13 protein-coding genes and 1 pseudogene are annotated in these 19,539 nt (G+C 73.5%); 8 read left to right on the top strand and 6 right to left on the bottom strand.

The genetic code is table 11. The annotated features are described in order from the left end of the window. The first annotated feature begins 154 nt into the window (after positions 1-154). The 4 genes and pseudogenes from ACJ9NR_RS35880 to ACJ9NR_RS35865 form a co-directional block, all read left to right on the top strand. A complete protein-coding gene (locus ACJ9NR_RS35880) occupies positions 155-4,420 on the top strand; it encodes a HAMP domain-containing protein (protein WP_412492467.1) in 4,266 nt (1,421 codons plus the stop codon). 75 nt (positions 4,421-4,495) lie between these two features. Next, the gene (locus tag ACJ9NR_RS35875) at positions 4,496-6,940 is read left to right on the top strand and encodes a SpoIIE family protein phosphatase (protein WP_412492466.1); all 2,445 of its coding nucleotides are present in this window, start codon (positions 4,496-4,498) and stop codon (positions 6,938-6,940) included. Positions 6,941-7,036: 96 nt separating this feature from the next. Further along, entirely contained in the window at positions 7,037-8,752 is a 1,716-nt protein-coding gene (locus tag ACJ9NR_RS35870) for a SpoIIE family protein phosphatase (RefSeq protein WP_412492465.1), read from the top strand. Positions 8,753-8,798: 46 nt separating this feature from the next. Continuing rightward, positions 8,799-9,071: pseudogene (locus ACJ9NR_RS35865) on the top strand (MBL fold metallo-hydrolase); the annotation flags it as partial. Between the two features lie 155 nt (positions 9,072-9,226). Here ACJ9NR_RS35865 and ACJ9NR_RS35860 read toward each other — a convergent pair. From ACJ9NR_RS35860 to ACJ9NR_RS35845, 4 genes are all read right to left on the bottom strand, one after another. Then, positions 9,227-10,090, bottom strand: a complete 864-nt coding sequence (locus tag ACJ9NR_RS35860) for an LLM class flavin-dependent oxidoreductase (protein ID WP_412492464.1) — start codon at positions 10,088-10,090, stop codon at positions 9,227-9,229. A gap of 115 nt (positions 10,091-10,205) precedes the next feature. After that, complete coding sequence (locus ACJ9NR_RS35855) at positions 10,206-11,261, bottom strand: NAD(+)/NADH kinase (RefSeq protein ID WP_412492463.1); 1,056 nt, start codon at positions 11,259-11,261, stop codon at positions 10,206-10,208. Between the two features lie 566 nt (positions 11,262-11,827). Beyond that, the gene (locus ACJ9NR_RS35850) at positions 11,828-12,307 is read right to left on the bottom strand and encodes a DUF1360 domain-containing protein (protein ID WP_412492462.1); all 480 of its coding nucleotides are present in this window, start codon (positions 12,305-12,307) and stop codon (positions 11,828-11,830) included. Positions 12,308-12,414: 107 nt separating this feature from the next. Further along, the gene (locus ACJ9NR_RS35845) at positions 12,415-12,852 is read right to left on the bottom strand and encodes a glutaredoxin domain-containing protein (protein WP_412492461.1); all 438 of its coding nucleotides are present in this window, start codon (positions 12,850-12,852) and stop codon (positions 12,415-12,417) included. 254 nt (positions 12,853-13,106) lie between these two features. On the opposite strand from ACJ9NR_RS35845, the gene ACJ9NR_RS35840 reads away from it, so the two are divergent. Further along, the gene (locus ACJ9NR_RS35840) at positions 13,107-13,553 is read left to right on the top strand and encodes a hypothetical protein (RefSeq protein ID WP_412492460.1); all 447 of its coding nucleotides are present in this window, start codon (positions 13,107-13,109) and stop codon (positions 13,551-13,553) included. Between the two features lie 42 nt (positions 13,554-13,595). After that, the gene (locus ACJ9NR_RS35835) at positions 13,596-14,531 is read left to right on the top strand and encodes a phytoene/squalene synthase family protein (protein WP_412492459.1); all 936 of its coding nucleotides are present in this window, start codon (positions 13,596-13,598) and stop codon (positions 14,529-14,531) included. Between the two features lie 67 nt (positions 14,532-14,598). On the opposite strand, the gene ACJ9NR_RS35830 is transcribed toward ACJ9NR_RS35835, so the two are convergent. Beyond that, positions 14,599-15,540 (bottom strand): DMT family transporter, encoded by a 942-nt coding sequence (locus tag ACJ9NR_RS35830; protein ID WP_412492458.1) that lies wholly within the window; start codon positions 15,538-15,540, stop codon positions 14,599-14,601. Between the two features lie 39 nt (positions 15,541-15,579). On the opposite strand from ACJ9NR_RS35830, the gene ACJ9NR_RS35825 reads away from it, so the two are divergent. Both ACJ9NR_RS35825 and ACJ9NR_RS35820 read left to right on the top strand, forming a co-directional pair. After that, on the top strand, positions 15,580-16,086 hold the full coding sequence (locus tag ACJ9NR_RS35825) for a MarR family winged helix-turn-helix transcriptional regulator (protein WP_412492457.1): 507 nt from the start codon (positions 15,580-15,582) through the stop codon (positions 16,084-16,086). Positions 16,087-16,260: 174 nt separating this feature from the next. After that, a complete protein-coding gene (locus tag ACJ9NR_RS35820; RefSeq protein ID WP_412492456.1) occupies positions 16,261-16,839 on the top strand; it encodes a hypothetical protein in 579 nt (192 codons plus the stop codon). Positions 16,840-16,893: 54 nt separating this feature from the next. Here ACJ9NR_RS35820 and ACJ9NR_RS35815 read toward each other — a convergent pair whose 3' ends face one another. Continuing rightward, positions 16,894-19,533: a WD40/YVTN/BNR-like repeat-containing protein gene (locus tag ACJ9NR_RS35815; protein ID WP_412492455.1), complete on the bottom strand. Its 2,640-nt coding sequence runs from the start codon at positions 19,531-19,533 to the stop codon at positions 16,894-16,896. Positions 19,534-19,539 lie beyond the last annotated feature (6 nt).

The raw sequence follows: 19,539 nt of genomic DNA, 5'->3' as shown, positions 1-19,539 counted from the left end.
GTCGCCGGACACAACTGGGTTAATCTGCGATCGATTTCTCATCCGGCATCTCCACCGACCGTGGGATTGCCGCTGGTGAGCGGGGCTTTTACGGCTCCGTCTCGGTTCCGAGTCCCCCGGGCGGGGGCTCTTGGGGAGCGGAACGAGGGTGCGCATGGCCGGCAGTTCGACGGACGTCCGGGGGCAGACCCCCGGCGAGCAGGAGCTGCGGCAGCTGCTGGCCGGGCTGACGGCGGTACGGGACGGTGATTTCGGGACCCGGCTGCCGTCCGACGGAGACGGGTTGCTCGGCGACATCGCCACGGTCTTCAACGGCATGGTCGACCAGTTGTCCGTGTTCACGTCGGAAGTGACGCGGGTGGCCCGGGAGGTGGGCACCGAGGGCACGCTGGGCGGCCAGGCGCAGGTGCCCGGCGTCTCCGGCACCTGGGCGGATCTGACCGACTCGGTCAACGCCATGGCGGGCAACCTGACCACGCAGGTCCGTGACATCGCGCAGGTGGCGACGGCGGTTGCCAGGGGCGACCTGTCGCAGAAGATCGACGTGCCCGCGCGGGGCGAGATCCTTCAGCTGAAGGAGACCGTCAACACCATGGTCGACCAGCTGTCGTCGTTCGCCGCCGAGGTCACGCGCGTCGCCCGCGAGGTCGGCAGCGAGGGACGGCTCGGCGGGCAGGCGCGGGTGCCCGGTGTGGGCGGTGTCTGGCGCGACCTCACGGATTCGGTCAACTTCATGGCCGGAAATCTCACCGCGCAGGTCCGCAACGTCGCCCAGGTGACCACCGCGGTCGCGCAGGGCGACCTCTCCCAGAAGATCACTGTCGACGCCCGCGGCGAGATCCTGGAACTCAAGAACACCATCAACACCATGGTCGACCAGCTCTCCGCCTTCGCCGACGAGGTCACCCGCGTGGCCCGCGAGGTCGGCACCGAGGGACGGCTCGGCGGCCAGGCCGACGTCAAGGGTGTGAAGGGCACCTGGCGCGACCTCACGGACTCCGTGAACTTCATGGGCGGCAACCTCACCGCGCAGGTCCGCAACGTCGCCCAGGTGGCCACCGCGGTCGCGCAGGGCGACCTCTCCCAGAAGATCACCGTCGACGCCCGCGGCGAGATCCTGGAACTCAAGAACACCATCAACACCATGGTCGACCAGCTCTCCGCCTTCGCCGACGAGGTCACCCGCGTGGCCCGCGAGGTCGGCACGGAGGGCAACCTCGGCGGCCAGGCGACCGTGCGGGGCGTGTCGGGGACCTGGAAGGACCTGACCGACAACGTCAACGTGATGGCGTCCAACCTGACCGGGCAGGTCCGCTCGATCGCCCAGGTCGCCACGGCCGTCGCCCGCGGCGACCTCTCGCAGAGGATCACCGTCGAGGCCAAGGGCGAGGTCGCCGCCCTCGCCGATGTGATCAACACGATGGTCGACACGCTGTCCGCGTTCGCCGACGAGGTCACCCGCGTCGCCCGCGAGGTCGGCACCGAGGGACGGCTCGGCGGCCAGGCGCAGGTGCCGAACGTGGCCGGCACCTGGAAGGACCTGACGGACAACGTCAACTCGATGGCCAACAACCTCACCGGGCAGGTCCGCAACATCGCCCTGGTGACCACCGCGGTCGCGGGCGGCGATCTGTCGAAGAAGATCGACGTCGACGCCCGCGGCGAGATCCTTCAGCTGAAGACCACCATCAACACGATGGTCGACCAGCTGTCGTCGTTCGCCGCCGAGGTCACCCGCGTCGCCCGCGAGGTCGGCAGCGAGGGACGGCTCGGCGGCCAGGCCGAGGTGGAGGGCGTCGAGGGCACCTGGAAACGGCTGACGGAGAACGTCAACGAACTGGCCGGCAACCTCACCCGGCAGGTCCGCGCGATCGCCGAGGTGGCCAGCGCCGTCGCCGAGGGCGACCTGACCCGCTCGATCACCGTGGAGGCGTCCGGTGAGGTCGCCGAGCTCAAGGACAACATCAACTCGATGGTGGAGTCCCTGCGCGAGACCACCCGGGCCAACCAGGAGCAGGACTGGCTCAAGACCAACCTCGCCCGCATCTCCGGCCTGATGCAGGGCCACCGGGACCTGCCCGTCGTCGCCGAGCTGATCATGGACGAGCTCACACCCCTGGTCTCGGCCCAGTACGGCGCCTTCTACCTCGCCGAGGACACCGGGCGCGGACCCGAACTGCGGCTGGTGGGCTCGTACGGCGGTCCCGAGGACGCCGACCGGCCCGCCCGCATCCGCGTCGGCCACTCCCTGGTCGGCCAGGCGGCGCGCAACCGCCGTCCCGTCACCGTCGAGGAGCTGCCGGAGGGGTACGTCACCATCTCCTCCGGCCTCGGGCGGGCGGTGCCCCGCGCCCTGGTGGTGCTGCCCATCGTCGTGGAGGAACAGGTCCTCGGTGTCATCGAGCTCGCCTCGCTGACCCGGTTCACCCAGATCCACCAGGACTTCCTCGCGCAGTTGATGCCGACCATCGGCGTCAACCTCAACACCATCGTCGCCAACGTCCGCACCGACGAGCTGCTGGGCGAGTCGCAGCGCCTGACCGCGGAACTCCAGGCCCGGTCCGAGGAGTTGCAGGTCCAGCAGGACGAACTGCAGCGCTCCAACGCCGAGCTGGAGGAGAAGGCCTCGCTGCTGGCCTCGCAGAACCGCGACATCGAGGCCAAGAACCTCCAGATCGAGCAGGCGAGGCAGGAACTGGAGACCCGCGCACAGCAGCTGGCGCTGGCCTCCAAGTACAAGTCGGAGTTCCTGGCCAACATGAGCCACGAACTGCGCACCCCGCTCAACAGCCTGCTGATCCTGGCCCAGTTGCTGGCCCAGAACCCCTCGCGCAACCTCACCCCGAAGCAGGTCGAGTACGCCGGCATCATCCACTCGGCGGGCTCGGACCTGCTCCAGCTGATCAACGACATCCTCGACCTGTCGAAGGTCGAGGCCGGCAAGATGGACGTCGCCCCCGAGCGGGTCCCGCTGGGCCGGCTCCTGGAGTACGCCGAGGCGACGTTCCGGCCGATGACGACGCAGAAGAGCCTGGACTTCACCGTGGCCACCGCGCCCGGCACCCCCGCCGACCTGCTCACCGACGACTCCCGGCTGCGCCAGATCCTGCGCAACCTGCTGTCGAACGCGGTGAAGTTCACCGAGCAGGGCGGTGTGGAGCTGCGGATCGAGCCCGCCGCCGACCGTGAGGTGCCGCCGGGTGTGCACCGCGGTGGCCCGGTGGTGGCGTTCCGGGTCAAGGACACCGGCATCGGCATCCCCCGGCAGCAACTGGAGTCGATCTTCGGGGCGTTCCAGCAGGCGGACGGCACGACCAGCCGCAAGTACGGCGGCACCGGGCTCGGCCTGTCCATCACCCGGGAGATCGCGCAGCTGCTCGGCGGCGCCGTCACCGTCGACAGCAGCCCCGGCCAGGGCAGCACCTTCACGCTCTATCTGCCCGTCGCACGCGAGGACTACGAGGACCTGCTGGACGCGAGCGGTCAAGCGGCACAGCCGCCGCACGCCGTGATCGCCTCCGAGGCGGCGCGGCCGCCGAGGGCGCTCGCCGGGCCCGCGCCCGAGCGCCGCAGGCGCCGTCTGCTGGTCATCGAGGAGCGGCCGCGCGGTCTGCTCAGCCTCGTCGCCGAGCGTGCCGTCGCCGACCTCGCGCAGGGCCACGACGATCCGCACGGGGTGATCGACATCATCACCGCCGTCGGGGCCCAGGAGGCGGCGAGCACGCTGGCGGCCGAACCCTGCCACTGCGTCGTCCTCGAACTCGGTACGCCCGACGACGGGGGCGCGGACTTCCTCGCGGCCCTGCACGGCGACTCCGCCCTGGCCGGCGTGCCCGTCCTCGTGCACACCGGGCACCGCGTGGACCTGGCCCAGGAGCAGGCGTTGCGCTCCCGCGCGGGCGACCGGCCGCTGGACTTCCTCTCCAGCCTGGACGAACTGCGCGAGCGCATCACCCTGCACCTGTCCGCCGAGCAGCCCGGTGACGCGCTGACGCTGGTGCGCGCCGAGGAGCCGCAGCCGCCCGCGCAGCCCGTGGACGACTCCTTCCGCGGCCGGAAGGTCCTCGTGGTCGACGACGACGCCCGCAATCTCTTCGCCCTCAGCGGGGTGCTGGAACTGCACGGCTTCCAGGTCCTGCACGCGGACAACGGCCGCAGGGGCATCGAGATGCTGCTCGGGCACCCGGACGTCTGCCTGGTCCTGATGGACGTGATGATGCCGGAGATGGACGGCTACGCCGCCACGGAGGAGATCCGCTCCATGCCCCGCTACGCGCGGCTGCCCATCATCGCGGTGACCGCGAAGGCGATGCCGGGCGACCAGGAGAAGAGCCTGGCGTCCGGGGCGGACGACTACATCACCAAGCCGGTCGACACCGGCGATCTCATCGCCCGCGTCCGGCACTGGCTGCCCGCGTGACCGGGCGCCGTACCGCGCGCCCACCCGCCGACCTCGTGACGTCCCCGGACGTACCAGCCAAGGAACTGGCAGACCGTGAGTGATCTCCGTCAACCGCCCGACCCGCAAGCGGCCACGGCCACCGCGGGTGCGCAGCCCGCGCCCCCCTGCGGCGGGCCGGACGGCCCCGGGCAGCAGTCCCCCGTCGGCAGGCTCGCGGCGACCGTGGAGCGGCTGCGCCGCGAGGTGCAGGCGGCGCAGGCCGAGGCGGACGGGCGCGCCCTGATCGAGCTGGCCAAGGGCATCCTCGTGGAGCGGCTGGGGTGCGGGCCCGCGCAGGCCGCGCGGCAGCTCGCCGAACTCACCGAGCAGGCCGGGGTGACGCCGCTGGAGTTCGCGGTCGAGGTCATCAACCAGGCCGCCCGCGACCGGCTCTCGGAGGTGACCGCCGCCTTCCTCGCGGCCACCGCGGCGCCGGCCGGCTCCGCCGACTCCCCGGACGGCCGCGCCTCCGCCGTACGCCTGCGGGCCGCCGAGAGCGGTGCGCTGGCGGCCCACGACGCCCAGGCCGCGGCCGACTCGCTGCTGGAGCACGCCCTGACCCCGCTCGGCGCGGAGGCGGTCGCCATCTGGGCCCTGGGGGCCGACGGCTCGCTCACCCTGGCGGGCAGCGCCGGGTTCTCCGCCGCCGAGGCCGGACGCTGGCGGCACGTGCCGCCGGGTGTGACCACCGTGGCGCGGCGCGGGCTCGCCGAGCGCGCGGGCCAGTGGATCAGGAGCCTGTCCGGCACCGGCCTGCCCTCCATCGGCCAGCACCACCACCCCGACGGCGGCCGGGTCGCCGTACCGGCCGGGGCCGGCGGGCGGATCCACGGCGTGCTGGAGATCGCCTGGCCCACGCCGCTGGACACCCCTCCCCCGCCGATCGTCCGCCAGGTCGAGGCCCTGGCGGAGCTGTGTGCGCACACCCTGGAGACGTGCGCCCCGCACCGGCCGGGCGGGAACTCCGGTCCGGGCCTCCTGCCGGACGTCGCCGAGCTGATGGACCTGGCCGACGGGCTGCACGACCCGGCCCTGGTGCTCGTGCCGCACCTGGACGCCGGCGGGGAGCTCGTCGACTTCCGCATCGTGCACGCCAACAGCCGCTTCCTGGACCCGGCGGGCCGGCCGCGGAGCGTCGTCAACGGCGCCCTGCTGCTGGAGGCGTACCCGCTGGCCGCCGGGCAGAGCGAGCTGCTGGAGCAGGCGGAGCGCGTCTACGCCACCGGTGAGCCCTACCGGGCCCGCCGGATGCGCCTGACCGCCCTGGTGGAGGACGTTCCGCTGGCGGCGGTGGCCGACATCAACATCAGCCGGCACGGCAGCGGCATCCTGCTCATCTGGCGCATCGAGGACGAGACGGCCCGGCTGGCGAGCCTGCTGCAGCACGCCCAGCGGCTGGGCCGTATCGGCGGCTTCGAGGAGAACCTCCTCACCGGCGAGATCACCTGGAACGGGCAGCTCTACCACCTCTACGGCAAGCCCGCCGCCGGCGGCCCGGTACCGCTGGAGGAGCTGGCCTCCCACGCGCACCCCGACGACGCGGTCGCCATCGGCCGGTTCCTGCGCACCCTGCTGCACCACCGGCGCCCCACGTCGGCCGCCTTCCGCCTCCAGCGCCCGGACGGCGTCACCCGCCACATACGTGTCGTGGCCGAACCGGTCCTCGACTCCGACGGCCAGCTGAACGCCGTACGCGGCGCCTACCAGGACATCTCCGCCCACCACTGGACCGAGGTGGCCCTCGCCGCCACCCGCGACCAGCTCGCCCACACCGAGCAGGAGTCCAACGAGCGCAACCGCCTCGCCCTGCAGCTCCAGCACGCGATCATGCCCCCGGCGCAGACGCCGCTGGCCGTGCCCGGGCTGCGGGTGGCCGTGCGCTACCGGCCCGCGGAGACCCAGCATCTGGTCGGCGGCGACTGGTACGACGCGGTGGTGCTGCCGTCCCGGCTGGTCCTGCTGTGCGTGGGCGACGTGGCCGGACACGGCATCGAGGCGGCCACCAGCATGGTCGTCCTGCGCAACGCACTGCGCGGGCTGGCCGTGACCGGCGCCGGGCCGGGGCAGCTGCTGGCCTGGCTGAACATGGTGGCCCACCATCTGACCGGCGCCCTCACCGCGACCGCTGTCTGCGGCCTGTACGACCCCGACCGCCGCACCCTGCGGTGGGCGCGGGCCGGCCATCTGCCGCCCGTGCTGGTGCGCGGCGCCGAGGCGGCCCCGCTGCCGCTGGTCGGGGGGATGCTGCTGGGCGCGGTCCCGGAGGCCACGTACGAGGAGCACGAGGTCCAGCTCGCCGTCGGCGACACGCTGCTGATGTACACGGACGGTCTGATCGAGCGCCGTGACCGGTCCGTGCAGGAGTCCCTGGCCCAGCTGCTGACGGCCGCCCGCGCGGTCCAGCCGTCCCTGGACCAGCAGCTGGACCGGCTGCTGGTGCACAGCAGGTCCGACACCGACGACGACACCTGCATCGTGGGCATCCGGGTGGCTCCGTGACGTGCGGTCCGCCCCCGAAGGGGCACACGTGAAGCGCGCGCGGACGCGCGCGGCGGGCTCGGGCCGCGGCACCATGATGGTCGAGGAGGCGAGAAGATGACCGGGCGGAAGGAACCGCAGACCCTGCCCGAGCGCCCTGTGCGGCCGGCCTCAGCCGACCTCGTCCGGGTGCTGGACGCCATCGGGACCGGGGCCTATGTCGTGGACGAGGAGGGCTGCATCGTCGCCGTCAACGGCCCCGCCGTGGACCTGCTGGGCCTTTCCGCCGACCACATGGTCGGTCGTGACGCGCACGACCTGCTGCACCGCGGGGCGCACGGCCGGCCACTGCCGAGGACCCAGTGCGGCATGCGGCAGGCGTTCCACGCCGGGCGCGCCGCCCAGTCCGAGGAGGACTACTTCGCGCGGGCGGACGGCTCCCTGCTGCGCATCTCCTGGCTGATCGCGCCGTACGCCCACGAAGGCGACAACTGCACGCTCGTGCTCTTCCATCCTCCCGACCCAGGGCCGGAGAGCGAACCGCCGCCGGAGCCGCAGGCCTCCCTCACCGAGCTCGAAAGGCTGGCCCTGCTGGCCGAGACCACCACGCAGCTGACCTCGACGCTCGACGTCGAGGAGACACTGCGCCGGCTGGTGGGCCTGGTGGTGCCCCGGCTGGCGGACTGGGCGATCGTCGACCTGATCACCGACCGCGACGAGGTGTGGCGCTCCGCCGTGGTCCACGCCGAGGGCGGGACCCTGGTGCACCGCGAGGACCTGCAGGGCCCGATGCCGCCGGTCCTGCAGCAGTCGCAGATGCCGCTGTCCAGGGCGCTGCGCGGCGTGGCCTCCACGCTGGCCGGACCGCAGACCTACGAGCGGACGCCGGATTCGGGCATCGCGGTGGAGCAGCGCCACCTGTTCGGCGCGACCGGCATGCACTCCGCGGCCATCGCGCCCATCCGCAGCACCCGCGAGGTCCTGGGCGCGCTGACCGCGGGCCGCTCCGACAACCCGACGCCGTTCGCGCCCGCCGACCTGCCGCTGATCGAGGACATCGCGCGCCGCGCCGGCCTGGCCCTGGACAACGCCCGCCTCTACCAGCGCCAGCGCAAGGTCGCCGAGACCATGCAGAACCATCTGCTGCCCCAGCTGCCCGGCGTTCCGGACCTGCAGATGACCGCACGCTACCTGCCCGCGCCGCACGCCTCCCAGGTCGGCGGCGACTGGTACGACGCCTTCCCGCTGTCCGACGGATCGACCGCCCTGGCCATCGGTGACGTCGTCGGCCACGACCTGGAGGCCGCCGCCGGGATGGCGCAGGTGCGCAACATGCTGCGCGCCTACGCCTGGTCCCAGAACGAACCGCCCAGCCGGATCGTCAAACGCCTCGACGAGGCGATCCAGCACATCACGGACGTCTCCATGGCCACGATGATCTTCGCCCGGGTCGAGGCCGCCGACGACGGCCGGTGGCATCTGACCTGGACCAACGCCGGCCACCCGCCGCCGTTGCTGATCGGCGAGGACGGCGTGGCCCACTACCTCACCGACGGCCACGGTCTCCTCCTCGGCACCGAAAGCGGCCGGGACCGGCCCGATGCCACGGCCAGCCTCCCGCCCGGTGCCACGCTCGTGCTGTACACGGACGGCCTGATCGAGGATCCCGGCCACACCCTCGACGTGGGCCTCGACCGGCTGCGCCGGCACGCCGCCGCCCTGGTCCACCGTCCCCTCGCCGCGTTCACCGACCAGCTTCTGCGCCGGGTCCGGCCCGAACGCAACGACGACGACGTGGCCCTGCTGGCCCTGCGCACGCCCGCGGCGGGCTGACCGTGGCCCGCCCGAAGGAGTACGCCGTCGCCGCATCCGGGCAGTGGACTTCCCGCACCGCGGGCAGCACGCCCACCTCGGGTACGGGCTGGTCAGCCGCCGCCTGACCGAACCGGCCCTGAGTCCCGGGGACCTCCCCCGCCTGGACGGCATCGTCGTGTCGCACCTGCACGGCGACCACTGGGACCGCCGGGCCCGCAGGCACCTGGACCACACGGTGCCGGTGCGCCCCACGCCCCACGCCGCACGCCGGCTGAGGACGCTGCACGGCTTCTTCCGCACGGCGGGCCTGCGCACCTGGCAGAGTCGCACGCTCCGCCACAGCGGGCGCGCGTCACCGCCGCGGCGGGGGCCGCGGTGCAGGCACCCTGAACGGTCGGCACAGCGACTCCCGTAGCGGATCGGTGCGTTCGTCCGTTCATCGGTGCACCGGCTCCCGCGGCCGGAGGGGACCGGTCCGGCCGCGGGAGCCGGTCAGGCGATCGCCTCGGCGAGCAGTTCGATCTGCTCGAGCCCCGAACCGGTGGGGACCAGGATGAGCTCGTCGCAGCCGCTCGCCTCGAACGCGGCGACGTAGGACCTGACCATGTCCGGGGTCACCGCCGCGCTCCCGGCGATCTGGCCGGCGACGTCGCCGAGGAAGCCGTAGTAGTCCAGGAGGTAGCCGTCGGCCTGCGCGCGGGCGTCGGGGCCGAGGCCGAAGTAGGCCAGGGACAGCTTGCGGGGCGCGCCCGAGCGGCCGGCGTCCCGCCAGGCGGCGTCCACACCGGCCGCGGCCTGGGTGAACATCTCCGGTGAGCCGCCGCCCATGATCCAGCCGTCGCCCAGCTCGGCCACCCGCTTGAAACTGGCCTCGCTCCCGCCGCCCAGGATCAGCTCCGGGCCGCCCTCACGCACGGGCGCGGGCCCGATCCGCCCGGCGACACCGCGCTCCTCCCCGGCCCAGACACGCTTCATCTCGCGAAGCTGTTCCTCGAAACGGCGCCCTCGGCCCTTGGTGGACAGCCCGCTGGCGGTGAAGTCGTCCTCGCGCCCGCCGAGTCCCAGGCCCAGCACGAAGCGCCCACCGGAGATGCGTTCCAGGGAGGCCGCCTGCTTGGCCAGCAGGGCGGCGTTGGCGTGCAGCGGCGCGAGGAGCACGCTCGTGGTCAGACGGATCCTGCTGGTGACGGCGGCGGCCGCGGCGAGGGCGATCAGTTCCTCGTAGCCCTGGTACACCAGCCGGCCGATCGTGCCGAGGGTGCTGAATCCCGCCTCCTCCGCCTGCCGGGCCCAGTCCAGGAGCCTTTCCGGTTCGGTACCGGGAACCGTGTTGGGAAGGCCGATTCCGATGTCCATCCGTTCCTCCGGTCGTAGGCGACTCGCTCTGAGCCCATCATGCGCACAGACACCGCGCCGCCGGCCGGATTGACGGAGGCGGACGCGATACGTGACCTTCGGTCGCGCTTGCCGGTCAGGGCGGTGGCGGCGCGTCGAGCGGGCGGATGCCGTCCGGAGCGGGTCCGGTGGGCATGAACAGGGGCGGCGCCCCGCCGTCCGCGGCCGTGGCGGGGGCGTCGGTCAGCCGCATCCGCTCGCGCAGCCGCCCGTAGAAGTCGGCGGGGTTGAGCCTGACCAGGCGCAGCGGCTCGGGCGCCGCGGTCACCTCGATCCAGTCCCCGGGGTCGAGGACGCCGCGCGGCTGCCCGTCGACGCTCACCGCGGCGCGCCCCGAGTGCGGCAGCACCCGCAGGGTGACCGGCTCGTCCGCGTTGGCGACCACCGTGCGGTTGAACGCCATGTGCGGCGCGACAGGCGTGAAGATCACCGCCCGCATACGGGGCGACAGCACCGGTCCGCCGGCGGCGAAGCTGTAGGCGGTCGAACCCGTCGGGGTGGCGATGACGACGCCGTCCGCCGAGTACGCGGCCAGCAGCCGCCCGGCGATGTAGACGCCCAGGCCGACCTGGTGGTCCCGGGCCAGCTTCTCCACCACGACGTCGTTGAGGGCGGTGACGTCCAGCGCGATGCCCCGGTCGTCGGCCGCCGCGGGCTCGGGCCGCGGTGCGGGTGGCGGGAGCGCGGGACCGTGGCCGTAGCAGAGGAACCGCTCCATGTCGGTGGGGATCTCCAGCAGCTTCGACGCCCGCACCGTGAGGGTCATCCGCTCCTCGCACTCGGACCGCCCGGCGTGCACGGCGTCCAGCGCCCGCTCGACCTCGGTGACGGCGGTCTCGGTCAGGAAGCCGACCTTGCCGAGGTCGACGCCGAGCACCTTGATGTTCTTCTTCGCCGCGATGCGCGCGCCGCGCAGGAAGGTGCCGTCCCCGCCGAGGGTCACGACGAGGTCGGGGCCGCCGGCCGCGCGCACTTCGTCCCGGCCGCTGCGCCGGCTGCCCTGGCCCTGCCACACGTCGATGTCGGTGCAGCCGATGCCGTGCCGCGCGCACCACTGCCGCACGGTCCGGCCTCCCGCCACCGCCTCGGGGCGGCCACCGTGCACGACGAGTCCCAAGCGGCTGATCGGCATGTCGTCTCCCACACTGCCGTCGGGTCCGGGGCCTGTACGCCATCGTCACAGCTTCGGCGGACGGCCGCCACGGTGCCGGGCCGGCCACACGGTGCGCACCGTTGTGCCCGTCGGCGCCCGGGGTTTTCACAGCTTCTGACCGCGAACGGGTGCGTGCGGCACGATCCCAGGGAAGACATAACAGCGGCCGCCGCCTGAAGTCGGCGATGACGACGGCCGCTGTGCGCGTGGGCTCGCGCCGTCCCCTGGCGCGAGGACCCCGCGCGGGAATGTCCTTGCGGCTGCGGGGCCGACGGGAGTCCACCCCAGCACGCATCAGCCGCGAGGACGCAGGCCGGGGCCCGCTGACGGCTCACGTGCGGGACGAGGTGGGCTCCGGCCGTCCGAGACGCGCGCCGGGCTGCCGGGCGCCTGGGGCCCGGGAGGAGCGGACTGCCTGTTTCCGCCGGCGTGGAGCGGCCCGGCCGTCCGGCGGCAGTCCGCCCCTCGGCCCGCGGCGACGGCGAGCCGACCGCTCCCGTCACCTCCCGCGCGGCCGCCCCGTTCACGGGCGGCGGCCCGCCGGGTCACTCCTCGGCCGTCTGCTGCGTCCACGTCCACGCGTACTGCAGCCAGTCCGCCAGGGTGACCGCGCCGAGCCCCGCACAGACCATCCGGGTGGCCCGGGGCGCGGCGACGTAGGCGCACCCCAGGGCGCCGGCCGCCCAGACGGAGACGCAGAACGGGCAGGACACCAGGTCGCCGACGGCTCGGCGGACGCCCCGCCCGCGTGGCTCGTCCATGACCTCCGGGCCCTCGCCCTCGCCCTGCCGGCGGGCGAACGGCGCCCGCACGAAACTGGTGATCTTGTCGTTGGCCAGCAGCCGGGACGCCTTGTACGTGGCGGTGCCCAGCAGGGCGACGTCCCAGGGGGGCACCTGATCGGGCAGCCTCACCCCGCGTCGGCGGGCCATCGCGGCGAACCCCGCGACGCCTGCCGTGAAGGCGGTGGCGAGGGCGGCGTACCCCGCGAGGGGATCCTCCCCGTCGTCGTACTGCGCGGTCATCGAGCCTCCCTGGAACACCGGGACCCTTCCGTCGGGCGGACCCCGGGTTCCCCGGGCGGCGCCGCTGACACGCGGGCAGGGGGCCGCGAGCCGGCCCTACGGGCCGGTCACGCGGAGCGGGAGAGCTGCTCGCGCACCCATTCGGGGTCGGGATTGACGTAGGGCCGGCCTCCCACGAGGAGCGTGGGCACGGTCTCGTCGCCGTCGTTGGCCGCCCGCACCACCGCCGCGCCGGCCGGATCACGCCAGATGTCGACCCAGTACAACCGGCCGGCGCGCCGGCCCAGCCGCATCCGCAGGCGCAGGCAGTACGCGCAGCCGGGGCGCCAGAAGACCACCGGCCGGCCGTCGGCCGCGCTGCGCCGCTGTGCTTCCACCGCGCCCATCGGCCTCGGGAAGATCAGCGGCGAGTTCAGGCCGGCGAACGCGACGAACAGCAGCAGCATCACCGCGGCCGCGGCGGGGTTGCCCGCGAGGATCATCCCCGCCGCGCCGACCGAGCCGCCGAGCACGAGCACCACCGGCAAGATCCATACGCGCATCATGGTGATGCAGGCTACCGGGACGACGGAAGGTCCCACCGAGCGGGCCGTCCCCCGGCCGCACCACCCCCTCGCCCAAGGCGCCGGCCGGGTCCGTCGTGATGCTCGAACGGCTCGCGGTCCTTCGCTCGCAGTCCTTCGGGGCGCGGCCTCCCAGGCACGTGGGCGGGCGGCCGCCATGGGTGCCACGATGGCACAGGTCCGGCACGGGTACTCGGCCCCCGCACACAGACGGTCGACGTGCGGAGGTGGCCACCGTGCACACCGGACTACTGAGGCTCATCGGGGCGACGACCTTCGCCTACGGCATGGCGACGGCGTACCGGCCGGGCCTGATCGCGCGGCCCTCCGGGCTGGTCGATCCGCACGGCGGCGTCGGGCCGCACACCGCCATGGTGGTGCGTCCCCTGGCGTGGCGGGACGCCGCCGGCGGTCTGGCGATGGTCGTCGCGCCCCGGGGCGGGGCGCTGGCCACGGCTTCCGCGGTGCGCGTCGCCTCGGACCTCGGCGACGCCGTCCTCCTCGGCAGCACCCTTCCCGGCCGGCCGCGTCGCGTGGTGGCGGCGCTCACCGCGCTGGGCTGGGCCGCCCTGACCGTCGCGGGCCTGGTGGGCGATGCCGAACCGGGACGGAGCGCGGCCCACCGGGAGCGGCGCGCGGGCCGACGGTGCCGCCGGGCGGCGCGCCGGGTGCGGATACGCTGACTCCCGCGTGGCGACCGTACGGGCCCGGGAGCGAGGAGAGACGTGAGCAGCTGGTCGGCCGCCCTGGACCGGTGCGGCATCAGTGATCCCTCCCTGCGCGCCGACTACGGCAGGCAACGCGCGCTCGCCCGGCGCTTCGCGCCGGCCGAGTACCTGACGGTCCGGCTGCTGCTTCCCGCGCCGCTGCACCCCTCCGTCTTCACGGCCGTCGCCTTCATGCACGAGACGGACGAGCGCATCGACAGCGGGGAGCCGAGCGCCCGGCAGGCGGCGCTCCGCTCCTGGGACCAGGAGGTCACAGCCGCCCTCGGGCATCAGGGCAGCGCGCGGAAGCCCGTGTTGCGGGCCCTTGCGGACACCGCCCGGCGGCATCCGGGCATGACGGCGCGGGTACGGGCCTTTCTCGACGGCGCGCCGGTGGAGGCGGCCTGGACCGGGTTCGACACGGAAGACGACTTCCAGGCGTACGTGGACGGGTACTCACTGCCCGCGCTGATGCTCACGGCCTCACTGTTCGCACCCTCCTCGCCCGAGGCCGCGTCGAGGTTCACGGCGGGCTGCCGGACGTTGATCGAGGCCATGCAGCGCATCGACTTCTTGGCGGACCTGTCCGAGGACGTGGCTCAGGTGCGGGTCGGGGTGCCGCGTGACGCCCTGGCCCGGCACGGTCTCACCGTCAAGGACCTGGCGCGCGGCGCGGGCGAGCACCTGCCCTCCGTCGAGCGCCTGGTCGCCGGCCAGGCCCGCCTCGCGGGGGCCGGGCTGGACGGCTGCGGCGATCTGCCGGACCTCGTGGAACCCGGACACCGGCCGTTCCTGGACGCCCTGATCGGCGTGCAGCGCCTTCGGCTGCGGGCGGTGGAACGCAGGGGCGCCGCGCTCCTGGCGCACGGCGCCCGGCCGGACGTCCTCGCGGCCCTGCGGCTGCTGGCGCGCGCCCACCGCGGCGCCCGCGGGCGGCGGCGCACGGCGAACTGAGCAGGCGGCGGCGCACGGCGAACTGAGCAGGCGGCGGCGCACGGCCGGGCCGCAAGCCGCCGGCGGCTCACCGGCGGGACACCGCGCCCGTGTCACCGGTCCCCGGCACGCGTGCGGCCGCGTCCCCGGTCGCCGCGCGTGCCGCGCGCCGCCGCCCGGCCCGCTCGCCGGCGGGCCGTCCGAGCAGGATCCCCACCAGCACCAGGGCGAGCCCGCACACCTGGCGCACGGTCAGCGTCTCACCGGCCACGGCCGTTCCCAGCAGTACGCCGGTCGCCGGATTGAGCAGCCCCACCAGCCCCACGGTCGCCGCGGGAAGGCGGCGCAGAGCGGCGAACCAGGCCGCGAAGGCCAGTGCCGTGGCCACCGTCGCGACGTACCCGAAGGCGAGAACGGCCGGGGCGTCGAGGGCCGGAGGCGCGCCTTCGAGGGTGACGGCGACCGGCAGCAGGAGCAGGCCGCCGGCGATGAGCTGCCAGGACGTCGAGGCGAGCACGTCGACCTGCCGGCTCCAGCGCTTGGCGAGGACGTACCCCAGTGAGGAAAGCAGCAGGGCGGTGACCGAGGCGAGCACGCCGAGCGCGCTCGCCCGCGTCCCACCGGTCAGCAGCAGCAGACACACTCCCGCGATACCCGCGCCGGACCCCGCGAGATGGCGTGGGGACGGGCGCTCGGAGAGGAGCGGCCAGGCCGTCAGCATCATCACCAGCGGTGACGTGGCCATGATCGTCGAGGCGAGACTGGTGGGCAGCAGCTGGGCGGCGACGTAGACGAGCACGAAGAACACGCCCGCGTTGAGGGTGCCCAGGACCAGCGACTTCCACCACCAGGAGCCGTGCGGGCGCCTGCGGGCGACCGCCAGCAGCAGCACGCCGGCGGGCAGTGCCCGGATCGCCGCTCCGTAGAGGGGATCGCCTGCGGGGAGGTACTCGTGGGTGACGTAGTAGTTGGTGCCCCAGGCCACCGGAGCGATCGCCGCGAGCGCCGTCCACCGCAAAGTAGCTTCCATGGAAGTTAATATAGCTTCCCGGGAAGCTATAGTGAAGCCATGGCTGACGACCTCGACCATGTGGCCCGGATCCAGGCGGAGTGGGCTCGTGAGCGCCCGGACCTCGATGTGAGCCCCCAGGCGGTGATCGGCCGCCTGCACCGCCTCGCCGGGCTGCTCACCGAGCAGCTCTGTGTCGTCTACCGCCGCTTCGGCCTCAGCGAGGGCGAGTTCGACGTCCTGGCCACGCTGCGCCGCGCCGGGGAACCCTTCGAACGGGCCCCGAGCGAGCTGTCGGAGCACACCATGGTGACGACCGGCGCGATGACCAAACGACTCGACCGGCTCGAACGCGCGGGCCTGGTGAGCCGGCGCCGCTCCGAGGCCGACGGCCGGGGCCGCGTCGTCGCCCTGACCGACGCCGGACGGGACCTGATCGACGCGGCCTTCACCGAGCACATGCGCAACGAACGGCGCCTGCTGGACACGCTGACGCCGAAGGAGGCCGCGCGGCTCGAGGCCCTCCTGACGGCCTGGCTCGGCCGCATGGACCCGCCCCGGACGTGAGGCGGGCCCGTCGACGACGGACGCCCGGGCGCTCACGCGGACGGGAAGCGTCTTCGAACGTGTGGTCCCGTGCGGAACATCGCCTCACTTCGCCGCTTGCGGCCGTACGGGAACCGTCCGTGCGGCGGCGTGGGACCATCGTCCCAGTCGTCCGAGCGGCCGGGAGGTGTCGGTATGCGCTGGTGGGTTGCGGGCTGGGCGGTGGCCGGGCTGGTGGTCCTCACCGCCTGCGGTGGGTCCTCAGGGGGCACGCCGAGCGCGGGGTCGTCGCCGGGCCGCTCCGCCGAGCCGTCGAGTGGCGCGCCCTCGCACAGCTCCGGCGCGCCGGTACCGGCCCCGTCCTCGACCCCTCCGCCGAGTGCCGGCACCTCGAGCGGATCCGCGCCCGGCGGTGCCTCCTCCGGCCCCGCGGGCGGCTGTGTCGCCGGGCACGCACGGGTGACCGTCTCCCCCGGTGACGCCCGTGAACGCCGGTTGTGCGCGCGGCCCGGGACGGTCGTGTCGGTCGTCCTCGAACCCCGCCACGACGACCGGCGGTGGACGGCGGTGCACAGTTCGGCGCCGGTGTTCGTCGTGGCGTCCGGCTGGCGGGTGGACGGGGACGGCACCGCCCATGCCGCGCTGCGGTGCGCGGGCACCCGGGGCGGCGGCGCCAAGGTCACCGTGCTGGCGAAGGCTCCGGACGTGGCGGGTGCCGCGCAGCCCGCCTTCACGCTGGACGTGAGCGTGGTGCCGTATCCGAGGGAGGGGTGACCCCGGAGACCGGGATCACCCCTCGTTCATCGGTGGTGCGTCAGCGGTGGTGCGTCAACGGCGGCCACACACCCTGATCTTGTAGATACCGCGGCCGTGGGTGGCCGCGTACAGGGTCGTCCCGTCCGGACCCAGCTTCAGCTGGAGCACGGCGACGGCCGGGAGGGAGCCGAGGCGCTGCCACGTGGTGCGGCCCGGCGCGCGGTAGACGACGCCGAGGTCGGTGGCGACGGCGAGGCCGCCGTTCGCCATGACGACCGCCGAGTCGGCCGGCACGTCGGGCAGGTTCGCCGAGACGTCCTTCCAGGTGGTACCGCCGTCGGTGGACTCGAAGACGTGGCCGAGGCCGGCCCCGGGGCCCTCGGTCCAGTGCCGTGAGAAGCCGTTGACCGTGAGGAACACGTGGTCGGCGTTCTTCGGGTCGATGGCGAAGCCGCTGAGGTAGCGGTTCGGCACGGTCCCGTTCACCGGCAGGGTGATGTCGTGCCAGCCGGTCCCGTCCGCGTTGCCGACGGAGATGCCGCGGGCGAAGCCCTGCTCGTTGCAGGGGCCGCACCAGGCCGCGTAGACCTTGCCGCCCGAGGCCGCGACGGCGGTCGCGGTGCGGCCGGCACCGAGGTCGTACACGCTCTTCCACTCACTGCCGCTGCGGATGGCGTAGCCGTGGGACTGCACCCAGACGTGGCGGCCGCCGGCGACCCAGGCCGAGCTGTTCTTCATGTCGGCCGCGAGCGGGGCGATGAAGCGGGCCTCACCGGTGGCGTTGTCGGCCGGGGCGACGTTGTACGAGGTCGCCTTGCTCGGGTCGTCGATCCAACTGCCGTCGTTGACGGCGCAGTTCTGGGTCACCTGGACCGAGAGGTAGACGTACTCCTCGGCGATGTTGCAGCCGTTGGCGGGGTCGGTGAGGGTGTCGCCGCCGTCACCGCCGAAGTTGGAGCCCATCACCTTGTCGTTGGCGCGCAGCACCGACTGGCCGTTGTCCTGCAGACCGCCGGTGACGGCGACGCCGCGGTGGCCGGGGTCCTTGCCGATGCCCACCGAGTAGTACTGGAGGGTGTCGATGGAACCGTCGTTGAGCGAGGCCCAGTCGGTGGCGTGGCCGGAGGAGTCCTGCGAGCCGTGGACCGGGCGCCGGTAGACGCCGCCGTCGTTGCCCACGTAGACGAAGCTCTTGCCGTGGTAGCGGCCGATCGCGACGCCGTGCTGGTCCGGGTGCGTGGTCTGGTTGCAGTCACCGGTCTGCTTGCTCGGGTCGATGCTCCAGCACGGGAACGGGAAGTTCCAGTACGGGCCCACGGCGGACCAGGTGGCGCCGCCGTCCTTGGACTCGAAGACCTCCTCCAGACCCATGTAGACGTGCTGGGGATCGGCCGGGTCGACGGTCAGGAACTGGTCGTACCAGGACTGCACACCCGGCATGTAGCCGGCGTCCGTCAGCGCGGAGCCGTCGGCGGCCAGCTGCTTGTAGTCGGCGACCTTCGTCCACGGCCCGAACGGCGACGTGGCGCTGTAGACGCCCTCCAGGTTGCTGTCCGGGTTGCTCACCAGCTGCTCGGGCGACTGGTCGATGGCGTAGAAGCGCGAGCCGTCGGCGGCCTGGGCGAAGGTGACGGTGCCCACGTTGCCCGGGTCGGTCGGCAGGTCGCCGAAGCCGCTGCTGATCCGCTGCCAGCTGCCGCCGGTCTTCGTGTAGAAGCCGTTGTAGTCGTCGCCGCTGCGCCAGCCGACCGCGAGGACCACCTTCGAGGGGTCCTTGGGGTCGACGGCGATGTCGTTGGTGATGTTCTTGTATGCGGCGGAGGCGTCCTTGGCCTTCGAACCGCCCGGCAGGTAGTCGGGGTTGGGCGCGAACTCCAGCTTCCAGGCGCCGCTCAGCCTCCTCGTGGAGTGGCTCCACACGCCCTCACTGGTCGCCGCCCACACCTTGCCGCCACCGAACCGCAGCTGACGGATGGTGGTGCTCTCCAGCTCGTCGCCGCCGACCCGGCTGCGCGCGGAGAAGGAGCCGTGATGGGGGTGGGACAGCACGTAGACGCCGCTGCCGAGGTAGGCGTCCGCGTTGGTGTTCGCCTCACCGGTGCCCAGCCACAGCCGCCCGGCGCCGTCGAGCGCGAGTGCGCCGGTGGACTGCGAGGACAGCCTGTCGCTGATGGGCTGCCAGCGGCCGCCGCCGGAGCGCGAGCGCCACACGCCGCCGCCGGCGCTGCCCGCGTAGACGTAGCCGTCGTCGTCCGCCGCCATCGCGGCCATGCGGCCGGTGACGTTGCCCGCGCCGCCGCTGGAGTTGGAGTCGATGTCGCGGTAGCGCGGGTCGTCGGAGTTGTAGGGCAGGTCGGTGATGTTCCGCCAGTGACCGCCGGTCCTCGGCAGCTTGCTCAGGCTCTGCCAGGCAGCGCCGTAGGCCCCCGGCGCGACGACACCGGGCGCGGTGCGGGCCTCGGCGTACTGGGCGGCGCCCTCGGCTATCTCGTCGGCCTCGCCGCCGCTGTCTCCCTCCTCGGCCTTCACCTTGGGGCTGAGGTGGCCCGCCGAGTGCGCGCGCTCGGCGGCGAGTTGCGCCTGTGCGCGGGCCCCGAAGGGACTGATGTGCCGGCCACCGGGCGCTGCGCTTGCGGGTATTGCGACGAGCCCGGCAGTGGCGGTGATGGCACAGATTGTGAGCCATCGTCTTCTGCGGGTTTGTTGTGGCACCAGATC

Source organism: Streptomyces sediminimaris (genome assembly GCF_047049295.1).
GTDB classification, from domain to species: Bacteria; Actinomycetota; Actinomycetes; order Streptomycetales; family Streptomycetaceae; genus Streptomyces; species Streptomyces sediminimaris.
Note: the sequence above shows the minus strand (reverse complement) of the source record. Positions and strands in the feature narration are given on the sequence as shown.

Coding starts and splice junctions, on each gene's coding strand:
- ACJ9NR_RS35850 (WP_412492462.1), bottom strand. CDS start 12,307: ATGACCGCGCAGTACGACGACGGGGAGGATCCCCTCGCGGGGTACGCC.
- ACJ9NR_RS35880 (WP_412492467.1), top strand. CDS start 155: ATGGCCGGCAGTTCGACGGACGTCCGGGGGCAGACCCCCGGCGAGCAG.
- ACJ9NR_RS35830 (WP_412492458.1), bottom strand. CDS start 15,540: ATGGAAGCTACTTTGCGGTGGACGGCGCTCGCGGCGATCGCTCCGGTG.
- ACJ9NR_RS35870 (WP_412492465.1), top strand. CDS start 7,037: ATGACCGGGCGGAAGGAACCGCAGACCCTGCCCGAGCGCCCTGTGCGG.
- ACJ9NR_RS35825 (WP_412492457.1), top strand. CDS start 15,580: ATGGCTGACGACCTCGACCATGTGGCCCGGATCCAGGCGGAGTGGGCT.
- ACJ9NR_RS35820 (WP_412492456.1), top strand. CDS start 16,261: ATGCGCTGGTGGGTTGCGGGCTGGGCGGTGGCCGGGCTGGTGGTCCTC.
- ACJ9NR_RS35845 (WP_412492461.1), bottom strand. CDS start 12,852: ATGATGCGCGTATGGATCTTGCCGGTGGTGCTCGTGCTCGGCGGCTCG.
- ACJ9NR_RS35855 (WP_412492463.1), bottom strand. CDS start 11,261: ATGCCGATCAGCCGCTTGGGACTCGTCGTGCACGGTGGCCGCCCCGAG.
- ACJ9NR_RS35860 (WP_412492464.1), bottom strand. CDS start 10,090: ATGGACATCGGAATCGGCCTTCCCAACACGGTTCCCGGTACCGAACCG.